The organism is Methylocaldum sp. GT1TLB, assembly GCF_051027445.1.
Lineage (GTDB): Bacteria > Pseudomonadota > Gammaproteobacteria > Methylococcales > Methylococcaceae > Methylocaldum.
This window is the reverse complement of record NZ_CP194898.1, coordinates 481,790-500,565: the sequence shown is the minus strand read 5'-3', so window position 1 is coordinate 500,565 and position 18,776 is coordinate 481,790. Positions and strand designations below refer to the sequence as shown.

The 18,776-nt window shown below is 60.4% G+C and carries 17 protein-coding genes; 10 read left to right on the top strand and 7 right to left on the bottom strand.

Annotation, left to right across the window (positions count from 1 at the left end):
• Positions 1–58: 58 nt before the first annotated feature.
• Both ACR2R1_RS02215 and ACR2R1_RS02210 read right to left on the bottom strand, forming a co-directional pair.
• The gene (locus ACR2R1_RS02215; protein WP_077730183.1) at positions 59–529 is read right to left on the bottom strand and encodes a carboxymuconolactone decarboxylase family protein; all 471 of its coding nucleotides are present in this window, start codon (positions 527–529) and stop codon (positions 59–61) included.
• Between the two features lie 1,020 nt (positions 530–1,549).
• Positions 1,550–2,164 carry a Slp family lipoprotein gene (locus ACR2R1_RS02210; RefSeq protein ID WP_168175401.1) on the bottom strand — a complete coding sequence of 205 codons (615 nt, stop codon included), beginning with the start codon at positions 2,162–2,164 and terminating at the stop codon, positions 1,550–1,552.
• Positions 2,165–2,577: 413 nt separating this feature from the next.
• Between ACR2R1_RS02210 and ACR2R1_RS02205 the strand changes: the two genes are divergently transcribed.
• Positions 2,578–3,645: an SDR family oxidoreductase gene (locus tag ACR2R1_RS02205; protein WP_434112477.1), complete on the top strand. Its 1,068-nt coding sequence runs from the start codon at positions 2,578–2,580 to the stop codon at positions 3,643–3,645.
• Here the strand turns inward: ACR2R1_RS02205 and ACR2R1_RS02200 are convergent.
• The 3 genes from ACR2R1_RS02200 to ACR2R1_RS02190 all read right to left on the bottom strand — a co-directional run bounded on the left by ACR2R1_RS02200 (position 3,599) and on the right by ACR2R1_RS02190 (position 6,264).
• A complete protein-coding gene (locus tag ACR2R1_RS02200) occupies positions 3,599–4,012 on the bottom strand; it encodes a DUF6567 family protein (RefSeq protein WP_139841171.1) in 414 nt (137 codons plus the stop codon). The two genes, ACR2R1_RS02205 and ACR2R1_RS02200, sit on opposite strands and share 47 nt — an antisense overlap.
• A complete protein-coding gene (locus ACR2R1_RS02195; protein WP_077730178.1) occupies positions 4,009–4,386 on the bottom strand; it encodes a sensory rhodopsin transducer in 378 nt (125 codons plus the stop codon). Before ACR2R1_RS02195 ends, ACR2R1_RS02200 begins: the two co-directional genes overlap by 4 nt.
• An 87-nt stretch (positions 4,387–4,473) precedes the next feature.
• Positions 4,474–6,264 (bottom strand): thiamine pyrophosphate-requiring protein, encoded by a 1,791-nt coding sequence (locus ACR2R1_RS02190; protein ID WP_434112475.1) that lies wholly within the window; start codon positions 6,262–6,264, stop codon positions 4,474–4,476.
• 530 nt (positions 6,265–6,794) lie between these two features.
• Between ACR2R1_RS02190 and ACR2R1_RS02185 the strand changes: the two genes are divergently transcribed.
• The 8 genes from ACR2R1_RS02185 (at position 6,795) to ACR2R1_RS02150 (ending at position 14,286) form a co-directional block, all read left to right on the top strand.
• A complete protein-coding gene (locus ACR2R1_RS02185) occupies positions 6,795–7,574 on the top strand; it encodes a L,D-transpeptidase family protein (RefSeq protein ID WP_434112473.1) in 780 nt (259 codons plus the stop codon).
• Between the two features lie 137 nt (positions 7,575–7,711).
• Positions 7,712–8,065, top strand: coding sequence for a BON domain-containing protein (locus ACR2R1_RS02180; RefSeq protein ID WP_434112471.1), 354 nt, complete (start codon positions 7,712–7,714; stop codon positions 8,063–8,065).
• A 61-nt stretch (positions 8,066–8,126) separates the two neighbouring features.
• Entirely contained in the window at positions 8,127–8,852 is a 726-nt protein-coding gene (locus ACR2R1_RS02175) for a ZIP family metal transporter (protein WP_434112469.1), read from the top strand.
• Between the two features lie 123 nt (positions 8,853–8,975).
• The gene (locus ACR2R1_RS02170; protein WP_434112467.1) at positions 8,976–10,361 is read left to right on the top strand and encodes a cytochrome ubiquinol oxidase subunit I; all 1,386 of its coding nucleotides are present in this window, start codon (positions 8,976–8,978) and stop codon (positions 10,359–10,361) included.
• A 12-nt stretch (positions 10,362–10,373) separates the two neighbouring features.
• A complete protein-coding gene (cydB, locus tag ACR2R1_RS02165; protein ID WP_434112465.1) occupies positions 10,374–11,375 on the top strand; it encodes a cytochrome d ubiquinol oxidase subunit II in 1,002 nt (333 codons plus the stop codon).
• 8 nt (positions 11,376–11,383) lie between these two features.
• A complete protein-coding gene (locus tag ACR2R1_RS02160; protein ID WP_434112463.1) occupies positions 11,384–11,509 on the top strand; it encodes a hypothetical protein in 126 nt (41 codons plus the stop codon).
• A gap of 91 nt (positions 11,510–11,600) precedes the next feature.
• On the top strand, positions 11,601–12,380 hold the full coding sequence (locus ACR2R1_RS02155) for a hypothetical protein (RefSeq protein WP_434112461.1): 780 nt from the start codon (positions 11,601–11,603) through the stop codon (positions 12,378–12,380).
• 544 nt (positions 12,381–12,924) lie between these two features.
• Positions 12,925–14,286 carry a L,D-transpeptidase family protein gene (locus tag ACR2R1_RS02150; RefSeq protein WP_434112459.1) on the top strand — a complete coding sequence of 454 codons (1,362 nt, stop codon included), beginning with the start codon at positions 12,925–12,927 and terminating at the stop codon, positions 14,284–14,286.
• Positions 14,287–14,378: 92 nt separating this feature from the next.
• On the opposite strand, the gene ACR2R1_RS02145 is transcribed toward ACR2R1_RS02150, so the two are convergent.
• Positions 14,379–15,581 (bottom strand): glutaredoxin family protein, encoded by a 1,203-nt coding sequence (locus tag ACR2R1_RS02145; protein ID WP_077730158.1) that lies wholly within the window; start codon positions 15,579–15,581, stop codon positions 14,379–14,381.
• 365 nt (positions 15,582–15,946) lie between these two features.
• Between ACR2R1_RS02145 and ACR2R1_RS02140 the strand changes: the two genes are divergently transcribed.
• The gene (locus ACR2R1_RS02140) at positions 15,947–17,128 is read left to right on the top strand and encodes a cytochrome-c peroxidase (protein WP_434112457.1); all 1,182 of its coding nucleotides are present in this window, start codon (positions 15,947–15,949) and stop codon (positions 17,126–17,128) included.
• 144 nt (positions 17,129–17,272) lie between these two features.
• Here ACR2R1_RS02140 and ACR2R1_RS02135 read toward each other — a convergent pair whose 3' ends face one another.
• Positions 17,273–18,679: an MBL fold metallo-hydrolase gene (locus ACR2R1_RS02135; protein ID WP_434112455.1), complete on the bottom strand. Its 1,407-nt coding sequence runs from the start codon at positions 18,677–18,679 to the stop codon at positions 17,273–17,275.
• Between the last annotated feature and the right edge of the window lie 97 nt (positions 18,680–18,776).

Below are 18,776 nucleotides of genomic sequence, written 5' to 3'. Positions count from 1 at the left end.
TCTTGCTACCGTTTACCTTGCACTATTCCCCGGAGCGCATCGCCAGCACGCCAGGGTTTTACCGGAACTTTCCACACGCTGGCCGGTAGGTGTCCGGTACCTTCCGAAAGCCGATGGCGAGCCGGTTCCACCCGTTGATGGCGATGGTCGCCAGCGTGAGCTTGACCAGCTCTTCGTCCGTGAATTGCGCGCGTGCCTGTTCGAAGACCTCGTCCGGGGCGTGTCCTTCGCTGATTTGGGTGATCGCTTCGCACCAGGCGAGTCCGGCCCGTTCCCGATCGGTATAGAACGGCGCCTCGCGCCAGACGCTGAGCGCGTAGAGCCGCTGCTCGGTGTCGCCCAGAGCCCTCGCCTCCCTGGTGTGAAGGTCTATGCAGTAGGCACAGCCGTTGATCTGGGAGGCTCGGATCTTGACGAGCTCCAGCAGGGATCGCTCGAGACCGCATTCGTCCGCGTACTTTTGTAGCGCGCACATCGCCTCCATGGCGTCCGGCGCCGCTTTGGCATAGTCCAAACGTCTTTTCGTCATGGCCTTCTCGTGGTGGGTTAACCTCTGGGACTGGATTCTCTTTTTATCAACTTTCGTACCAGCCCCGACCGGTTCATTCGAACTTTTATGGATCAAACGTTTACCTTGAGCTTGCGGTACGGAAGCGAATTTATCGCAGCAAGCCGCGGGACAGAGGCGGCGATATCTCGCCCCGAGGCGAGATATCGCCGCGCATCAGGGCTAGTCTCCTTCCGAACTAAACGCCGCATGTCCCGGTTGTCTAGGCAAAATGGGGCGACCCGGGCGTTGCCAGCCGTGTTTAATTCAACCTCATGCCCAGAAACGAAGGATAGCCAGTGGCGAGAGCCGTCAACCAACCCGCGATAAGAAGCGCGCCGACAAAGACAGCGGTGCCGACTCCGGATCGGTAAAGAATTCTCACCAAAGCGTTCGAGACCGTGGGACGAAACTTCCAAGCAGCCAACGAACTTGCGGCGATACTAAAACCGATGCTTGTGGCCGCGGTTAGTGAATCCACACACCAAGGACAATGGGGGATTGGCGTGTTGACTATGGCGTTACAAACAAAGAAAAAGTTGACCCAAGGCCAATCACAGCCGCATGAGAACCAGAGGCCGCATAAAGGCGTTACCAAAACAATAGCCGTGCCCCAACTGGCGGCAATCGCCGGCGCCCTCAAGGGATTCATGTCGACCTTTCTTACCCGACGAGAAGGCGTCGGACCGTAGTTTGGCTTTTGCTCCATGCCAAGAGCATTCGTTTAGAGCTTGATGATGAGCGGATCTTCAGGAGTATCGGCCAGTTGCTCTTCCCACTCCACCAATTTTTGTGAACCTTTACATAGTTGACCGGGCCTACTTCGGCCTGAAGCCGAAAGGATACGGCCAGCATCCACACCAAAAGCGCTTTCATTCGTCGATCGCCGAGAATTGGAAATGGTGTTCAGAGTAAAACTTTCCGGCAGAGTAAAGCGCGCAGGGCTCGCATGGAGAACCCGTTTTACCAAACTCCGGATCGTTGTGCTCCTGAAACGGTCGATTACCGAAACGGCTGATATGGCTGATAGTAATAGGGGTAAGCGTAGCCAGTCCCTCGCCACTCGCGAGGGCCGAACCGATAGGGCGGGACGTAGACATCAGGGAGCTCCCAACGTTGAGGCCACACATGGACTTGGCCGCAATCGATCACCGGGTAGCGGACCGCCGGATAAATGTAGTGGAATCGACCCAAGGGCCGAATTTCCGCGTCTTGGACCGCCTGCTCCTGGATCTCCCCGGCCACGGTAATCAGACGGCCCGGAAAGTAGTCCGCTGAGTTCAGAGAGCCAAGGCACCGGACCAGAAATCGGCTTTGAGAGGCGTTGAACTTTTCCTTGGGACGGTCACTGGAATCCAGAGGCTTTTGCCAAACCTCGATTTCTGTCACTGACGGCAGAACGCGGGCAGCAGCCACCTTACCGCCCAAGATTACCGTCTGTCCTCTGAACGACTCCGGATCGGCGCTGATCTCTGCAAAGGACGGCTGATTTGTAGCCGCCTGCCGCCAGGACTCGGCTATCGGACTCGCTGCGCAACCACCCAAGAGCGGAAGAATCCATAACCACCCGCGCAACCGGTGCATCCTGCAATACCCGGTACCCCACGAACCAGACATCCCTCGCCTGGCCGGAAAGATCGAATGAATATCCATAGCGGCGACTCACAGGCCAAATTCCTTAATGGCTTAGATGTCCTGGCCGGACTTCCGGTTCATGCCCAGCCCAAGAGTGGGCTTATGAAGAGGACTAACATTTTCCGTGCTACGGCCTGCTTCAAGGCGCTGCCAGTCTGATCTCGGAGGGATTTGCCGCCCTGAGAAGGGCATCTTTCATGGCAGCAAGGCAAAGGATGAACCGCCACTATCGGGTGGCTTACTTGACTTTCCGAAACATAGACCACGATATCTAGGCTCAGCCAACCCAATCCTTCTATCTTTAGCCTCATCGTGTCCGAACACCCGTCGCAAGCGCCGGTCAATATCCGTAAGCGTAGGCTTATCACCAGCGAAATAATCCAGCAGGAGCAGCCATGAGCACATCGGACGTCGTCGTGATCACCGGAGCCTCGGCCGGCGTGGGGCGCGCCACTGCGGTGGAGTTCGCCCGACGCGGCGCACGGGTCGCCGTGCTGTCGCGCGGCGCGGACGGACTGGAAGGTGCTAGGCGGGATATCCGGCAGGCCGGAGGCACGGCGCTCGTCATTCCTGCCGACGTGTCCGATCCCGATCAGGTCGAGCAGGCCGCCGGTCGGGTCGAGCGGGAATTGGGGCCGATCGACATCTGGATCAACTGCGCCATGGCAACGGTATTCTCGCCGGTGAGCGCTATGACGCCCGCGGAGTTCAAGCGGGTGACCGAGGTCACCTATCTCGGCTACGTCTACGGCACGATGGCGGCGCTCAAGCGGATGCGGCAAAGAAACCGCGGAACCATCGTGCAGGTGGGCTCCGCCCTCGCCTATCGCGCCATTCCGCTGCAATCGGCCTATTGCGGGGCCAAGTTCGCCATCCGCGGCTTCACCGACGCGCTCCGTTCCGAGCTGATCCACGACCGCTCCGAGATCCGGCTGACGATGGTGCAGATCGCCGCGTTCAACACACCGCAGTTCGATTGGGCGCGCATACACATCAACCGGAATCCCCAGCCGGTTCCGCCGATCTTTCAGCCGGAAGTGGCGGCGCGCGGCATCGTTCACGCCGCTTATCACCCGCGCCGCGAATTCTGGATCGGCTGGCCGACGGTGAAAACCATTCTCGGCAACAAGCTCGTCCCCGGCTTCCTGGACCGCTATCTCGCCGACAAGGCTTACGAGGGCCAGCTCGGCCCGGAACCCTTGCCGTCGAACCGCCCCGACAACCTGTTCGACCCGGTGCCCGGCGATCATGGTGCCCACGGCCGGTTCGACAACCGGGCCAGGCCGTGGAGCTGGCTGCTCTGGGCGAACATGCACCGGGGCTGGCTCGCGGCCGGCGCAGCCCTCGTAGCCGGCTTGGCTGTTTGGGGCTGGCCCAGTCAACCCGAGCGCCGGATTCAAACCAAGCGCTCCCGCCTCATCGCCGGTCGTCCCGGAACTCCACCAAATCCCCGCGCACGGTGATCTTCGGCAGCGAAAACAGGATGAAATAGGGGCTCGTCTGATCGTACACCAAGTTCACGAAAACCTGCGCCGTGCCGTTCGAGACTCCGGCCTTTTCGTACAGGCGCGTGATCGCTTCGGCATAATCCGGGCTCTTGAAGGTCAGAAGGCCGAGCAGCCTGAAACCGGTGCTGCTGCCGATGACATCCGCTTTTAAGAGGCGGAAATTGGGTTGCGACAACGTGACCTGCGTGACGGTCGTAATCTGCGCACCCCCGGCGGCCGAAGGCGCGGCCAAAGGAAATCCGGTCGCAACGGGCGGGACGGGACAGCCGGTGAGCAAGAATAAAAACGGGATCAACAGCAGAAACCGCATGAGTACTCTCATCCCTCCGAATAAGCCGTGGTGGTCAGCAGCGCGAGTTCGGCCTGGCGCGAGTCCAGCCGGGTGTGCTGCACGACGATGGGTACATCCGATTCGATGATGCTGGCATAGTCGGTATCCACGGGGATGGGCTCGGGATCTTCCAGATCGTTGAAACGCAGGTGCAGCGTGCGCCGAGCCGGCACGGTCAGCCGATACGGTCCGGCCGGTTCGCGGTCGCTGAAAAAGATGGTGATGGCCACGTGGGCGTCCGTGTCGCCTGCATTGAGCATGCAGACGGTTTCGTGACTCTCGAGCGCCCGGCCCTCGCCGACGCTCGTCGGCGGGATATAGCCTTCGGCGATGGCCCAGAGTTTTTTGCCGATGGAAGTCGCCATAGTGCTTGCCTCATGTCTGAACCGGCAACTGTCGAAGCGCCATTTCCAAGATACTGACCGCGAGGCGCCGGCGCACCGTGGCCAGGCTCAATCCGTCTCCGGCAAAACCGTCGCTTTCATTTCCTTCGCGGCGGATTTGACGATGCCCCAGGCATCCACGTCTCCGCCGAACAGTGCCGAAAGATAAGCCTTGGCCTGCTCGAAGGTGATGTGCGGCGGCAGCGGCGGCACGTTGGGATCGGTGTACGCTTCCAAGAGCACCGGCCGGTCGGCGGCGAAAGCCCGCTCCCAGGCCGGGGCGATGTCCTCCGGCTTGTCCACCTTGAGCCCCATGAAGCCCAGCGATTCGGCGTATCTGGCATAGGGGAAATCGGGCACATCTTGCGACGCTTCGTACTTGGGGTCGCCCGCCAAGGCCCGTTGCTCCCAGGTCACCTGGTTGAGGTCGCGGTTATTGAGCACCAGCACGATGAAACGCGGATCGCGCCATTCCTTCCAGTACTTTTCGACCGTCACCAATTCGGCGTTACCGTTCATCTGCATGGCCCCGTCGCCCACCAAAGCGATCACGGCCCGGTCGGGGTAGGCGAACTTGGCGGTGATGGCGTAGGGCACGCCGCAGCCCATGGTGGCGAGCCCGCCCGAGAGCGAGGCCATCATGCCGCGGCGGATTTTCACGTCGCGGGCGTACCAGTTGGTGCCGGAGCCGGAGTCGGCGGAAATGATGCAGTTGTCGGGAAGGCGCGGCGACAGTTCCCAGAAGACCCGCTGCGGATTGATGGGATCGGCAGCGTTCATGGCGCGGGATTCCAGCACTTGCCACCACTCCCGGATTTCCCGCTCGATGAAATCTCGCCAGCTGCGATCGGTCTTCCGTTGCAGCAGCGGGATCAAGGCCCGGAGCGTCTCCGCGCTGTCGCCCACCAGGTTAACTTCCATGGGATAGCGCATGCTCAGCATCCGCCCGTCGAGATCGATCTGCACGCCGCGGGCCTGGCCTTCCTTGGGCAGAAACTCGGTATAAGGAAAGCGCGAACCGATCATCAGGAGGGTATCGCAGTTCAGCATCATCTCGTAGCTGGGCCGGGTACCCAAGAGTCCGATGGAACCCGTGACGAAAGGCAGGTCGTCCGGCAGCGCCGCCTTGCCCAAGAGCGCCTTGGCGACGCCGGCCCCGAGAATCTCCGCCGTTTCGGTGACTTCGTCGGTCGCATGCAGGGCGCCCGCGCCCACCAGCATCGCGACACGCTGGCCCTGGTTCAGCACGTCCGCCGCCTTTTGCAGATCCTCCTCTTTGGGCACCACCCGCGGCGCGGCATAGCCGACCCCGGACAGAATATGGCCGTGTTTCCGGGGCGGCGTGGTGACCGCGTCCAGTTCCTGTACGTCGTTGGGAACAACGATGCAGGTGACGGTCCGCTCGCACACGGCGATGCGCACCGTCCGATCCACCAAGTGCCGAACCTGGTCCGGGCTCGATGCCATGTGGACGTATTCGTGGGCCACATCCTTGAACAGCGTCACCAGATCCACTTCCTGTTGATAATCGCCGCCCAGGGCACCGCGCGCCTGTTGCCCGATGATCGCCAGGACCGGCTGGTGGTCCAGCTTGGCGTCGTAGAGCCCATTCAGAAGATGAATCGCGCCGGGTCCCGAGGTCGCGAGGCACACGCCCACCTGCCCGGTGAACTTGGCGTGGGCGCAGGCCATAAAGGCGGTCATTTCCTCGTGGCGCGCCTGGATGAATTGAAACCGGTCCCCGGCCCTGCCGAGCGCGCCAAGAATGCCGTTGATGCCGTCCCCCGGATATCCGTAAATGCGCCGGATACCCCAAGCGGAAAGCCGAACCAGCAGAAAATCGCTCGCCGTGTACGCCATGAGTCGCCTCCTTTCCCAGGTCCTCTGCCGGCCACGCCCGCGACGCCCGATCATCGAGACCGGCACGCGGACGATCATGCTTTCGAGTTATTAACCCGGCCTATAAATATAGGCCGGGTTAATCCGGGGCAGAGATACCCCGGCGCGGCGACAAGCCGCGTGAGCCCAGGCCGGGCGTGTACCGGCCTGGGCGGCGGCCCGAAATACCAGGAGGGTATTTACGGGCCTGATTAATAGGACCGATGGGATGAGCGAAAATTGCGCGAGGGCGCCAAAAGCCGGAAAGCGGCGCGATCCTCAAAAGAAGGGGGCACTCAGAAAAAACGATCCTTCTGCCCTCAGGTTCGAGAGAACTTGGAGCCTATCTGAGTTGGTCCCCAAATCCTTCGACAGGCTCGGGACAGGCCCTTCGACAGGCCGGGGCGAACGGCCTACTGAAATAGGCTCCTACACTTGGCTCGAAAATTGACAGATATCAAGGCGATTATTGCGGTCAAAACATTATCAGCCGACGATATCGAAAACCCGTCATGGACAAGACCAGGTTAACCATCGCATTCGTCTTGCCGTACCTTACAGCATTGCTGCTTTATCCCGAGCCGACGGATTTTCCGCTCCAGACGCCCAAAGCTCCGTTGAGCCGTCACGGCGGGAATCTACACGATCGGCCGATACCGTATCGCATCGCCGATCGCCCGAGCCCGGAGGCGGACCGGGAGATAGCCGCGCTCTTCGCACCGAAACGGCATCCACGATTGATCGCCGATCGACCGCCGGAACTCGACCCGTACAAACAGAGCCAGGCGTCGAAGCCCAAGATCGGATCAAAGCACGCGGCAAAGCCCAAAAGCCCCGTCATCATCCAAATCGATCAGACCCACCAACGCCTGTCGGTGCATGTTGGCGGCGAGGCCGTGGAGGGGCTCGAATCGGTACTAGTTTCGACCGGACTTCCGGGCAAAGCCACCAAAACTCCGGACGGCACCTATTCCCCGCGTGCCTTGGCGGTGCGCCGCCCATCCTATTTCGCGACCAGACTCTTGAACCGGCCGGTATACCTGACCCATGCGATTCAAATCGTGGACGGCATCTTCATGCACGATGCCTCGGACGGGGCCATGGCACATCTCGGCAAGAAGCGCTCCCACGGCTGCGTGCGGGTCGATCGCCGGCAGATGCCGAAGATCTTTCGCCTTGTGAAACGGCACCGGACGGACACCCGGATTCAGATCTTTCATTCATCCATAAAGGACGCGATCCGGGGCGATCCTTCCATCGCCGCACGTTCGGAGATCGAAGACACGCGCTGAACCGGAAACCGCCTCGCGACCTTTCCGCTCCCTTCTCGGTCAAAACAAAAAGTGCAACCGTGCTTTCTCGACTGATCGAGGCTTCATCGATTCCGATTCGGAAAAAGCCGGCTTTACCACGCGCAAAGGAGGGCGCAATGACTCACCCCATCAAATCGCTTACGCTCCTGACCGCTGTCGCTGCGGCTCTTACCCCAGGTATCTGGAACATTGCCACTGCCGACCCTTTAGACCGTCCCTTTCTGGCCAGTACCGGTACGGTCATCGACGATACCGTCATCACCACCAAGATCAAGGCGGCCTATGTACGAGACCCGGTGGTCGGTGCTCTCGATATTCATGTCGACACGATCAAGGGCGTCGTCTATCTCAGCGGATTGGCCAATAGCGAGGCGGAAAAGGAAAAAGCCGCCACGCTCGCCAAGACCGTCGAAGGTGTCGTGGAGGTCAGGAACAATATCCAGGTGAAGCCCGCCGCGACCGGCGAGTGAAGCCTGCCGGGGCGGCTCGACCTGGATTCCGCCTCTGCGTGGCCGATTCACCCGTCTGAAGATGAATGATCTCTTATCGGTACTTGCAGTGGCGGTCTTACCCGCCGCCGGAAACATCGTCGGCAGCCTTTTGGCGGAGAGCCTTCGCGCGCCGCCATGGATCATCGGCGCCGCGTTGCACGGCGCGGCCGGTGTGGCGATCGCGGTAGTCAGCATTGATCTCATGCCCCGAATTCTGCCCGTGATCCCGACGTGGCTATTGATTTCGATGTTTCTCGGAGGATCAGTTTTTTCGGCAGCACTTGCTCGCGCGTTTCGGTATTGGACGAGTTCCCGGTCAGGACTTTCTGGCGCTTGGATGGTCTATCTGGCTGTGGCGGTCGACCTTCTCACGGACGGCCTGATGGTTGGCGCGGGTTCGGCCGTTTCCGGCGGCCTCGGATTACTGCTCGGATTAAGCCAGGTGATTGCGAATATTCCCGGCGGGTTTGCAGGGATCGGCAACTTTCGAAACCGTCAGGTGCCGCGAAAACGGCGGCTCGGCATCTCGGGCTCGTTCATTCTTCCGCCGATTTTCGGCGCGGCGATCGGCTATCTGCTGCTACGCGACGCGAGCACCCAGGTCGAGCATGCGGCACTCGCGTTTCTGGTTGGCGTGCTGTTACTGGCGACTGTGGAAGACATGCTGCCCCAGGCCGATGAGCCGGGCGTCGCCCGATGGATTTCGACCCCGTCCTTCGCCGGAGGATTCGCCCTGTTCGCCGCTTTGTCCGCCTATGTCGATTGATCCCAAGCCTCGAATCAGCGTTCGCAGGCTGAAATGACGTTCGTCGCATAAACGACACCGATTCTCGCCGGTCCAATTTCAAAACAGGGAAGGCCCGGCCTCGTCACCGATAGGAGAGTAACAATGGATGCGCTTGTCCTCGCGCGAACTCAGTTCGCGTTCACGGTCAGTTTTCACATCTTTTTTCCGGCGTTCACGATTGGCTTGGCGAGCTATCTCGCCGTGCTCGAGGGGCTTTGGCTGGCAACCAAGCGGGATGTCTTCCTGCAGCTCTACAAATACTGGCTGATCGTCTTCGCCGTGGCCTTCGCCATGGGCGTCGTGTCGGGCATCGTGATGAGCTATCAGTTCGGAACCAACTGGGGACCGTTCTCGGAAAAGACCGGCCCGGTCCTCGGCCCCTTGCTGGCCTACGAAGTGTTGACGGCGTTCTTCCTGGAGGCCGGCTTTCTCGGCGTCATGCTGTTCGGACTCGACCGCGTGGGCCCGAGACTGCATTTCGCGGCGACGCTCCTGGTCGCCTTCGGCACGCTGCTTTCGGCGTTCTGGATCTTGTCCGCGAACAGCTGGATGCAAACGCCGGCGGCGTATCACCTCGAGGCGGGCCGCTATGTGCCCGACAGTTGGATCGGCGTGATCTTCAATCCGTCCTTTCCCTATCGCTTCACGCACATGGTGCTGGCGGCCTATCTCACGACCGCGCTCGTGGTCGGCGCGAGCGGCGCCTGGCATCTTCTCAGGGACAAGACCAACCCGGCGGCCCGCGTCATGTTCGTCATGGCGATCCTGATGGCGGCGGTGGTCGCGCCGACTCAGCTGATCGTGGGCGATCTCCACGGCCTCAACACCAAGGAATACCAGCCGGCCAAGGTTGCGGCGATGGAGGGACACTTCGAGAGCCGGGCGGGCGCGCCGCTGATTCTGTTCGGCATCCCGGATGTCGACGAAGCCCGAACCAAATACACCATCGAAATCCCCAAGCTCGCCAGCCTGATCCTCGAACACGACCTCGATGCGAAAGTCACCGGCTTGGATGCCTTTCCGAGAGATCACTGGCCCAATGTGCCTATCGTCTTTTGGGCGTTCCGGATCATGGTCGGGATCGGCGTGCTGATGATCCTGTTCGGACTGGTCGGCGCCGTGCAATTCTTCCGAAAACGCTTGTTCGATGAGGCCTGGTTCCACCGCTGGGGGGTCGCCATGGGGCCGCTGGGGTTCGTGGCGATCCTGGCCGGCTGGTTCGTGACCGAGGTGGGCCGCCAACCCTTTGCGGTATACGGGCTCCTCCGAACGGGGGACGCCGTCTCGCCCATCGGCACGCCGGGCGTTGCCGGGTCGCTGTTGGGTTTCATCGTGGTATACACGATCATTTTCGGTGCCGGCTCGTTTTATCTGATACGGCTCATCAAGCGCTCGCCGGATATCGGGCTCGAGAAACCGACGGAAAAAGGCCCCTTGAGGACGACCGGCGTCATGCCGGGCCCGGCGCTCGAAAAAGGCCCGCATTAGGAGGAACCGATCATGTTCGATTTACCGACTATCTGGTTCGGATTGATCGGCGTCGCCCTGCTCGCCTATGCCATTTTGGACGGCTTCGATCTCGGCGTCGGAATTCTTTTCCCCCTGGGACGCGACGAGGAGGAGCGCGACCGGATGATGAACAGCGTGGCGCCGGTCTGGGACGGCAATGAGACCTGGCTCATCCTGGGCGGCGGCGGCCTGTTCGCCGCCTTTCCCCTCGCCTACTCCCTGGTGCTGACCGCGTTATACGCGCCGGTGATCGGGATGCTGCTCGCCCTGATTCTGAGAGGCGTCGCCTTCGAATTCCGGTTCCGGACAGTGCGCGCCAAGAAATATTGGGATTGGGCTTTCATCGGCGGCTCCACGGCGGCGGCCTTCTTTCAGGGCGTGATGGTCGGCGCCCTCGTTCAGGGCATCCGGATCGAGGACCGCATTTACGCCGGCGGCTGGTTCGACTGGCTCAGTCCTTTCAGCGTGTTCTGCGGCGTCGCACTGGTCACGGGCTATGCCCTGCTCGGCGCATCCTGGCTGGTCATCAAGCTGGACGGCGATCTCCAGGAGCGGATGCGACAGCTTCAGGAGCCGCTTGGCCTGGCGACGATTCTCGCCATCGTTCTCATCAGTTTCGGCACGATGTTCGTCAACGAAGCCATCAGGGATCGATGGTTCGGACCTGGAGCGCTTCTATTCCTGTGGATCATCCCGATCGCCACGACACTGCTTGCGGTCGCGTTTTACCGCGCGGTGCGGGCCAAGCGAGCCGTGCCCCCGTTCCTGCTGGCGCTCGGCTTGTTCGCCGCGGCCTTCCTGGGGCTCGCCGGAAGCCTTTTCCCTTACCTGGTTCCGCCGAGCATCACCTACCGCGAAGCCGCGAACCCCGACAACAGCCTCGCGTTCATGCTGGTCGGCGCAGCCATCCTCCTACCGGTCATTCTCGGCTATACGGCTTACGCCTATTGGATTTTTCGCGGCAAGGTGCACGCCGGCGAGGGTTATCACTGACGGAACCGGTGGACGAAAGACCGCTCTGGAAGAAACTCGCCTGGTTCTTTCTGCTGTGGGCCGGCGGTGTCGGAACGGCCACCGCGGTCGGGTATGCCGTCAAGAGGGCTATGGCGACAGTGATGCAGTTCTGACGGGGTTAACGGGAAATACCCGTCAACCGTATTGTGCCAACGAAGATTAATCATCCAAGATACCCGCCGAATTCAAAAAGAGGAGAAAAATATGTCCGTCCAGAAAGCCAAGCAAATGCGGAAGACGCTGAAAAGGCTTTTCACGCCGTGTGTCTTACTTCTCGCGCTGTGCGGCACTTCCGTGTCTGCCGAAGAAACCCGGATCATGCTGCGGGTAAGAGCCGTCGATTCCAAGTTCGTCGGCAGCGGCGTAGGCAATGTGCGGGCGGTGGTCGAGGATGTCGAGACCGGGGAGATTCTGAATCAGGGGTGGATTACCGGCGGCACCGGCGACACCAAACGCCTCATGGAAACCCCGCTTCAGCGCGGTCAGGCGCTCGCCGACGACAACACGGCGGGTTATTTGGCCCGGCTCGACCTCGCCGAACCCCGATTCCTGCGCTTCAAGATATTCGGACCGTACGGACACCGCCAGTCCATGCAAGAAGCGAGCGTGACCAGTTGGGTCGTGCCCGGCAAGCATATCACCGGCGACGGCATCATCATCCGGCTGCCCGGTTTCATCGTGCGCGCCCGAGCCGCTGCGCCGGAGAAAGGCCAGGCCAGGCTGGAAGCGGAGGTGACGATGATGTGCGGCTGCCCGATCAGCAAAGGGGGCCTGTGGGATGCCGACAAATTCGAAGTCAAGGCCTTGCTGAAACGGGACGGCAAGGCGGCGGGCGAATATCCTCTAGCGTTCACCGGCGAAGTCAACCACTTCGCGGCACAGATGCCGGCACGGGAAAAGGGCGATTATGAAGCGGTGATTTACGCGTACGACCCCGGCACCGGCAATACCGGCGTGGACAGAGTGGTCTTCGGGGTCAAATAAGTCCGCCACAGTCCAGAACGTTGGAGCGGCCCGCCCAAGTCACTTGCTCTCGATGCCCCGGCGCTCCATGGCCTGCGGATAGCCCTGTTGCGCGATTCCTCCAGCATTCGATCCACCGGTGCACGACTCGCGTTGAAGAGCATTGCCTTCTTAAATCGAGCCACAGTATCGGCCACGACCCTCACCGATTCGCAATAGTCATCCCGGCCAACAGCATCGTCTCCGTTCTATCGCACTTCTACACCGCCGTTTAGGTCTAATGCGTCGAAATGTTTGCTGTGGCGCAAATATTTGAGGAGCGACAGAGTTAGTGTTTGCCGCGGTAGCCGACCTGTATACCTGTTGCACTCATCGAAAGTGGTCCCAATTCGGCCGATACCTCGGGCATGATCCCGGCATGAGAGGAGAAGCACGATTGAATGTTCCTGTGGAGCGTTCGCAGCCGCGGGCATCGAATCAGCCACGGCGCCGTAAGCGGGGGCTGATTCTTATCCTGGGCTTCTGCTGCGGACTATCTGCATGCGCCTATCGCCCGATGCAAGAGATGTCAAATCACTGGCATGGCGAGTGGGGTTGGTTACCGCCTCCGATCGAAGAGCCGGTGAAAGAACCGGTGGAAGAATCAGCGCCTATTGCGAGCCCGCCGATCGCGTCGCTGGAGAAGCACCGATTCTCTGTCACCAAGGACGAAGGGGTAGTCGGGTCGTTCGGAGTGATTACGCTTCAGCAAGGGGACACGCTTCCCGATATCGCGCGGCACTTCGGATTGGGCTACGAGGAAATCGTCGCGGCAAACCCCGAGCTCGATCCGTGGGTGCCAAGCGCGAACAGCAGGACGTTGATCCCGGTGCAGTTCGTACTACCGCGGGCGCCACGGCGGGGAGTGGTCATCAATCTCGCCGCCATGCGGATGTTTCATTTTCCCGCCAAGGGAAATGGCGCCGAGGTTGTCACCTACCCCGTAGGCATCGGGCGGGAAGGGCGAGCAACTCCCACCGGGGCGATGCGGATCGCGCGAAAGATTAAGAACCCGACCTGGTATCCGACAAAGAACATCCGAGACGACCACCTCCGGCGGGGCGATCCCTTGCCGGCCGCAGTGCCGCCGGGGCCTGACAACCCCTTGGGCAAGTATGCCCTGTACCTGAACCGGCAGATGTATCTCATTCACGGCACGAACAAGCCTTACAGCGTCGGGCTTCGAGCCAGCAATGGCTGCATCCGCCTGTATCCGGAGGACGCTAGCAAGCTGTATTCGCGGGTTCCGTTGAACGAGCCGGTGTATATCGTCAATCAGCCTTATCTCGTGGGCTGGCGTGACGGGGTAGTCTACCTGCAGGCTTACCCGAGCCATGAGGAATTAAACGAAAAATTACTCAAGAAAACCCTCCGCGCCAATCTAAAAAAGTGGGAGCGGGATCAGAACCAACCCCTGGATTGGGGAAAGATCGAACGCATTGTCCAAGAAGGACTGGGCATTCCGCTACCGATTACCGCGGGAACACCCCCTGTCGACGCCGTACTTGCGGGAGCGCAGCCTATCGTGCGACCCGACAAGTGGTTCGGACAACCCGAACCGGCGCCGGAAGCCAGCAACGGCTGGTACGTGTTCGCCGCCGAGACAGCCAGCGAAATGACGGCCCAGCGACTCGCCGCCGTGCTCAATCATCAGGGGCCTCCGATACCGACAAGAGCTGTTCTGAACGGTGAACGCTATCAAGTGATAGCGGGGCCGTTCGCCAACGCCAAGGCCGCCAAAACCGCCGTGAAGCGTCTCAAGGTCGATCTGGAACTGGAGGGGCACATTATTGCCCCCAGGAGCAAGCAGGCCACAAAGCCGTCCGCCGAACCCGCCGTGCGTGAAACGGTTTTTCCCAACACCGAGCTTGACTCACCCGTTTGGTAAGAACACCAGTGCAGCGCCGATTGCGGCTATTTCACAAGTGAACACCGAGGCCGGAAACGCTTGCAGGTAAGCATCTTCGCTCGGCCATCAGCCTATACCGAGAAAGCGAGCCATTCGGGCCTGAACAGCAGCAATAATCCGATGACGATCAGCACAACGCCGCCGATGGCGTGAGCATACCGCACGTATGTCCCGGTCAGCCCGGTCACCCGCAGGGTCTGCATGGCGACGAAAAACACGAAGAGGTCGTCCAGCATGAACACCAGTATGTAAAGGCCGAGGTAAGCATGATATTGCCATGTCGGCAGGTTGCTCAGAGCAAGCACCTGGGTATAAATAGCCGGTATTCCGGCGGAACAGATCAGTTCCACCAGGTTCACCGCAAAGGCCAGCAGGATAATGCCCGCCAGCGCGAGCAGGAAGCGCCGCTCGCTGGCCAGGGAACGCAGCCGCTCGAAAACGCGCTTCCGCGATTCGGGTGCGGTCACTTTACAGATAGCCTCGGGATTCACGAAATATTCGCGAAGGTAATAAGTACCGCCGCCCAGCGCCAGCGTTCCCACCAAGATGCGAATCCAGAGCAGCATGCCGAAAAAAAGCAGCAAGTTTAACCAGGCCGCCATGAACAGATAGTAAACCGCAGCCGAGGCGACGATGAATGCGCTGCCCAGCACCCACATCCGAAACCGGTTGCGCAATCCCACCAGCAGACTGATCAGGAAAAGCAAGGTCCACATGGCGCACGGATTGAAGCCGTCCACGGCCGCGAGCATCAAAGTCAGCACGGGAAGAGAGACCTGGCCGATGGTCACTTCTCCGAATATCGGCAGTTTCAGAACCTTTGGCGTTTTCTTGACAGGCTGCGGAAGGTCTTCGGCCGGTGTCTCCGGTATGCCGGTCAACAGCGGCCATACGAGATCCCTGCAAACGACTTCCTGACAGGCCTTTGCGGCCGACCGGATCTCCGCTCCGGTCGTCGAGTCGTCATCGTACCCTTCGAAGTATGTCTTACCAACCACGGTCAGAGGCACCCCCGGGCGCTCGATTCCGAATTGCCTGACCAGCGCAGAAAAGACATCGTAGTTCCCGGTATAACGGCTGATTTCCAGATAATGAACACGAACTCTCGCCTCCTCGCCTTCCCATCGTCTGAGGAAATCCATTGCGCGTTCACAATGCGGACAGCCGTCCTTCCAGAAAAAGTAAACATCGACTTTACGTTCTTCCGATTCGGCACCGTTCGCATACCCAACCGCGCCGAGCAGCGAGAAAACAATCAGAAAAAGTAGCCACACCGAGTTCCTGCTGGGTCGCACCACCGATCAACCTCCTACAACAGCTTCGACTTCTCGACTCCCTGAACTATACGACGAGTTCACGGACCGGCGCGAATAAATCAAGGCTTGCACACTTGCTCAGAAGGATGACATCGCGGTTGCCCGATTTCTGAAATAGCGAAAGCGGTTATAGCCAAGAAAAGCGGAATGTTCGCCATGCGCCGTCAGAAAGACGGTCGGTCGTGATTCGAGCATCCGCACGCACCTCCATGGGGTTCCATTTCGAAACGGAGTTTTGTGTGTATTTGCATGGGATGGGTTCTTGACTCGACATTGATTACAAATGAGAATTCTTCTCATTACGAAAAACAAAAGGGATGATCATGAAGGTCAAAACATGGGGCACCGTATTCACGCTCCTCGCCATTCAGGCCGCAGCCGACGATCAAGCCTTGCCCGGAGGCCAATCGCTTACGCCGAAGGCCAAACTGGGCCGGGAGTTGTTCTTCGACGCCAGTCTCTCCTCGCCGGCCGGGCAATCCTGCGCCAGCTGCCATGAGCCCAAACGCGCATTCACCGACCCGGACAAGAGGATTCCCACCTCCGAGGGCGTGATTTCGGGACGGTTCGGCAGCCGTAACACTCCCACCGTCATGTATGCCGCATTCAGCCCGGCATTCCACTACGACGAACAGGAGGGGCTGTTCGTAGGCGGCCAATTCCGGGACGGCCGCGCCGCGACTCTGGAAGAACAGGCGAAACAGCCGTTCCTGAATCCGGTCGAAATGGCCAATCCGAGTCGAACTGCCGTGGTGGAAAAGGTACGTCAGGCCCCGTATGCCCGGTTGTTCGAAGAAGTGTATGGACGGGGTGCCCTGGATGACACCGAACGGGCCTACGATCTCATCGCCGACGCGATCGCCGCATTCGAGAATATCCGTGCATTCAACCGCTTCAGCTCGAAATACGACGCGTATCTGGCCGGAAAGGTCAAATTGAGCCCGCGGGAGCTCAGGGGGCTCAAGGTGTACGAGGATCCCGCCAAGGGCAATTGCGCCGCCTGCCATCCCAACCGGCCGTCGGAGGAGGATTCCCAGCCGTTGTTCACGGATTTCACCTATGACAACCTGGGCGTTCCAAAGAATCCGGACAATCCCTTCTACGCCTTGCCGCCCGAGTTCAATTCCGCCGGCCGCGACTTCGCGGACCGGGGCCTGGGCGCCAGCGTCGGCGCCGTTGCCGAGGACGGGAAGTTCAAGGTCCCGACCCTTCGCAATATCGCGATAACCGGTCCCTACATGCACAACGGTTATTTCCAGACCTTGCGTGGCGTGGTCGAGTTCTACAACAACCGGGACGTCAAGCCCGCCTGCCGGGACACCATGACCCGTGAGCGCGATGCCCTCAAGCAAGGTTGCTGGCCCGCCCCCGAGATAGCGGACAATGTCAACCATGACGAACTGGGCAACCTGGGACTGACCGAACGGGAAATGGACGACCTCGTTGCCTTCTTGAACACCCTGACCGACGGATATCGCCCGCTCCAATGGAGGCGTGGCAAGTAGCGCGTTTTTCACCACGGTTTAGCGGTACGGGAAGCGCGTAGGTCGGCAATCCCTTGCCGACAACGTTCCTTGCCGACCCGGTTCGTCGGCAAGGGATTGCCGACCTACACCTTGGGGAAGCGCTACAGAAAACCGGAAAATGCTCTAACCCGTTCCACCGGCGATGTTACTGGGACAGCATTTCTCCCACGCGTTAAAACCGCCCACGAGATCGATCGTATTATCGAATCCCTGATCTTCCAGCAAGCTGGTGGCGATGGACGAGCGGTAGCCGGTGCCGCAATGGACCACGATGGGCCTGTCGCGGGGCAGTTCGCCGCTCCGTTCCGCGAGCCGGTTCAGCGGGATATTGAGGCTTTCGCCGATGCGTTTCTGCTGCCATTCGTTTTCGGTACGCACATCGAGAACCAGGGGCGGCTGCGCCGAGGCCAGCTTTTCCGCCAGGGTCGGGGCTGCGATCCGGTCGGTCCGCCGGATGAGATCCGGCCGCTGCTCCAGCGCTTCCATGCCCCCTTCGAGATAACCTGCGACATTGTCGAAACCTATTCGGCCGAGACGCATCGCGGCTTCCTGCTCGCGGCCGGGTTCGGCGATGAGCACGATGGGCCTAGTGCGATCGAGCAATGTGCCCGCCCAAGTGGCATAAGGGCCGCCGAGGCCGATGTTCACGCTGCCCGCCAGGTGCGCCCCTGCGAAATCCGCCGTCTCGCGCACGTCCAGAAGCTGCGCCCCGGCCTGTTTCATCGTGAGCACCGCGTCGAGCGAGAGCGGTTTCAGCCCGGTCGCCAGGGTTTCTTCGAGGGTTGCGCGCTCCTTGCGGTTGAGTACCGCGTCATGGGAAAAATATTTCGGCGCTTCCGGCTGGCCCGCCGTGACCAGGCGAATGAAGTCTTCCTTGCTCATGGGTTTGAGTGCGTAGTTGTACCGGCGCTGCGTTCCCATGGTGGAGAACAGGTCGGTGCTGAGACTTTTCCCGCACATGGACCCCGCGCCGTGAGCCGGGTAAACCAAGGTTTCGTCCGGCAGGGGCAACAGCTTTTCGTGCAGAGACTCGTAAAGCATCGCGGCCAGGTCTTCGGCCGAAACGCCGAACGAGGCCAAAAGGTCGGGGCGTCCCACGTCCCCGATGAACAGCGTATCGCCCGTCAGCACGGCATAGGGAATCTCCTTGCTCTTGACCTGATCGTAAACCACGATCGAGATACCTTCGGGGGTATGGCCGGGTGTTTCCAGGATCTTCAGGCGGACCTGACCGAATTCGAGCGTATCGCCGTCGGGATGCGGAATGAACGCATATTCGGCATCCGCCCTCGCCCCCAAATGGATCTTGGCGCCGACACGATCCCGCAGTTCCAGGTGTCCCGCAATGAAATCGGCGTGAAAGTGGGTCAGGAACACATGGCGAATCTCGAAACCTTCCCGGCGCGCCTCTTCCAGATATTGCTCGATGTCGCGCTGGGGATCGACGACGACGGCGGTTTTCGTCCCTTCATCGCCGATGAGATAAGAGGCGTGGGCGAGACAGCCGAGATAGAACTGCTTGAAGAACATGGAGACCTCCTCTTGAGTTGGCGTGCTGCATCTGGTTGGACACCACCCGTCGACGCAATGATCCCCCATCGGCCTTTCGGTTGCGCATGCCCTTTGA

What these genes read in the sequence shown, in the direction of transcription:
- ACR2R1_RS02215 (WP_077730183.1), bottom strand. Translation starts at nt 529, where the DNA reads ATGACGAAAAGACGTTTGGACTATGCCAAAGCGGCGCCGGACGCCATG.
- ACR2R1_RS02210 (WP_168175401.1), bottom strand. Translation starts at nt 2,164, where the DNA reads ATGTCTGGTTCGTGGGGTACCGGGTATTGCAGGATGCACCGGTTGCGC.
- ACR2R1_RS02205 (WP_434112477.1), top strand. Translation starts at nt 2,578, where the DNA reads ATGAGCACATCGGACGTCGTCGTGATCACCGGAGCCTCGGCCGGCGTG.
- ACR2R1_RS02200 (WP_139841171.1), bottom strand. Translation starts at nt 4,012, where the DNA reads ATGAGAGTACTCATGCGGTTTCTGCTGTTGATCCCGTTTTTATTCTTG.
- ACR2R1_RS02195 (WP_077730178.1), bottom strand. Translation starts at nt 4,386, where the DNA reads ATGGCGACTTCCATCGGCAAAAAACTCTGGGCCATCGCCGAAGGCTAT.
- ACR2R1_RS02190 (WP_434112475.1), bottom strand. Translation starts at nt 6,264, where the DNA reads ATGGCGTACACGGCGAGCGATTTTCTGCTGGTTCGGCTTTCCGCTTGG.
- ACR2R1_RS02185 (WP_434112473.1), top strand. Translation starts at nt 6,795, where the DNA reads ATGGACAAGACCAGGTTAACCATCGCATTCGTCTTGCCGTACCTTACA.
- ACR2R1_RS02180 (WP_434112471.1), top strand. Translation starts at nt 7,712, where the DNA reads ATGACTCACCCCATCAAATCGCTTACGCTCCTGACCGCTGTCGCTGCG.
- ACR2R1_RS02175 (WP_434112469.1), top strand. Translation starts at nt 8,127, where the DNA reads ATGAATGATCTCTTATCGGTACTTGCAGTGGCGGTCTTACCCGCCGCC.
- ACR2R1_RS02170 (WP_434112467.1), top strand. Translation starts at nt 8,976, where the DNA reads ATGGATGCGCTTGTCCTCGCGCGAACTCAGTTCGCGTTCACGGTCAGT.
- cydB (WP_434112465.1), top strand. Translation starts at nt 10,374, where the DNA reads ATGTTCGATTTACCGACTATCTGGTTCGGATTGATCGGCGTCGCCCTG.
- ACR2R1_RS02155 (WP_434112461.1), top strand. Translation starts at nt 11,601, where the DNA reads ATGTCCGTCCAGAAAGCCAAGCAAATGCGGAAGACGCTGAAAAGGCTT.
- ACR2R1_RS02150 (WP_434112459.1), top strand. Translation starts at nt 12,925, where the DNA reads ATGTCAAATCACTGGCATGGCGAGTGGGGTTGGTTACCGCCTCCGATC.
- ACR2R1_RS02140 (WP_434112457.1), top strand. Translation starts at nt 15,947, where the DNA reads ATGAAGGTCAAAACATGGGGCACCGTATTCACGCTCCTCGCCATTCAG.
- ACR2R1_RS02135 (WP_434112455.1), bottom strand. Translation starts at nt 18,679, where the DNA reads ATGTTCTTCAAGCAGTTCTATCTCGGCTGTCTCGCCCACGCCTCTTAT.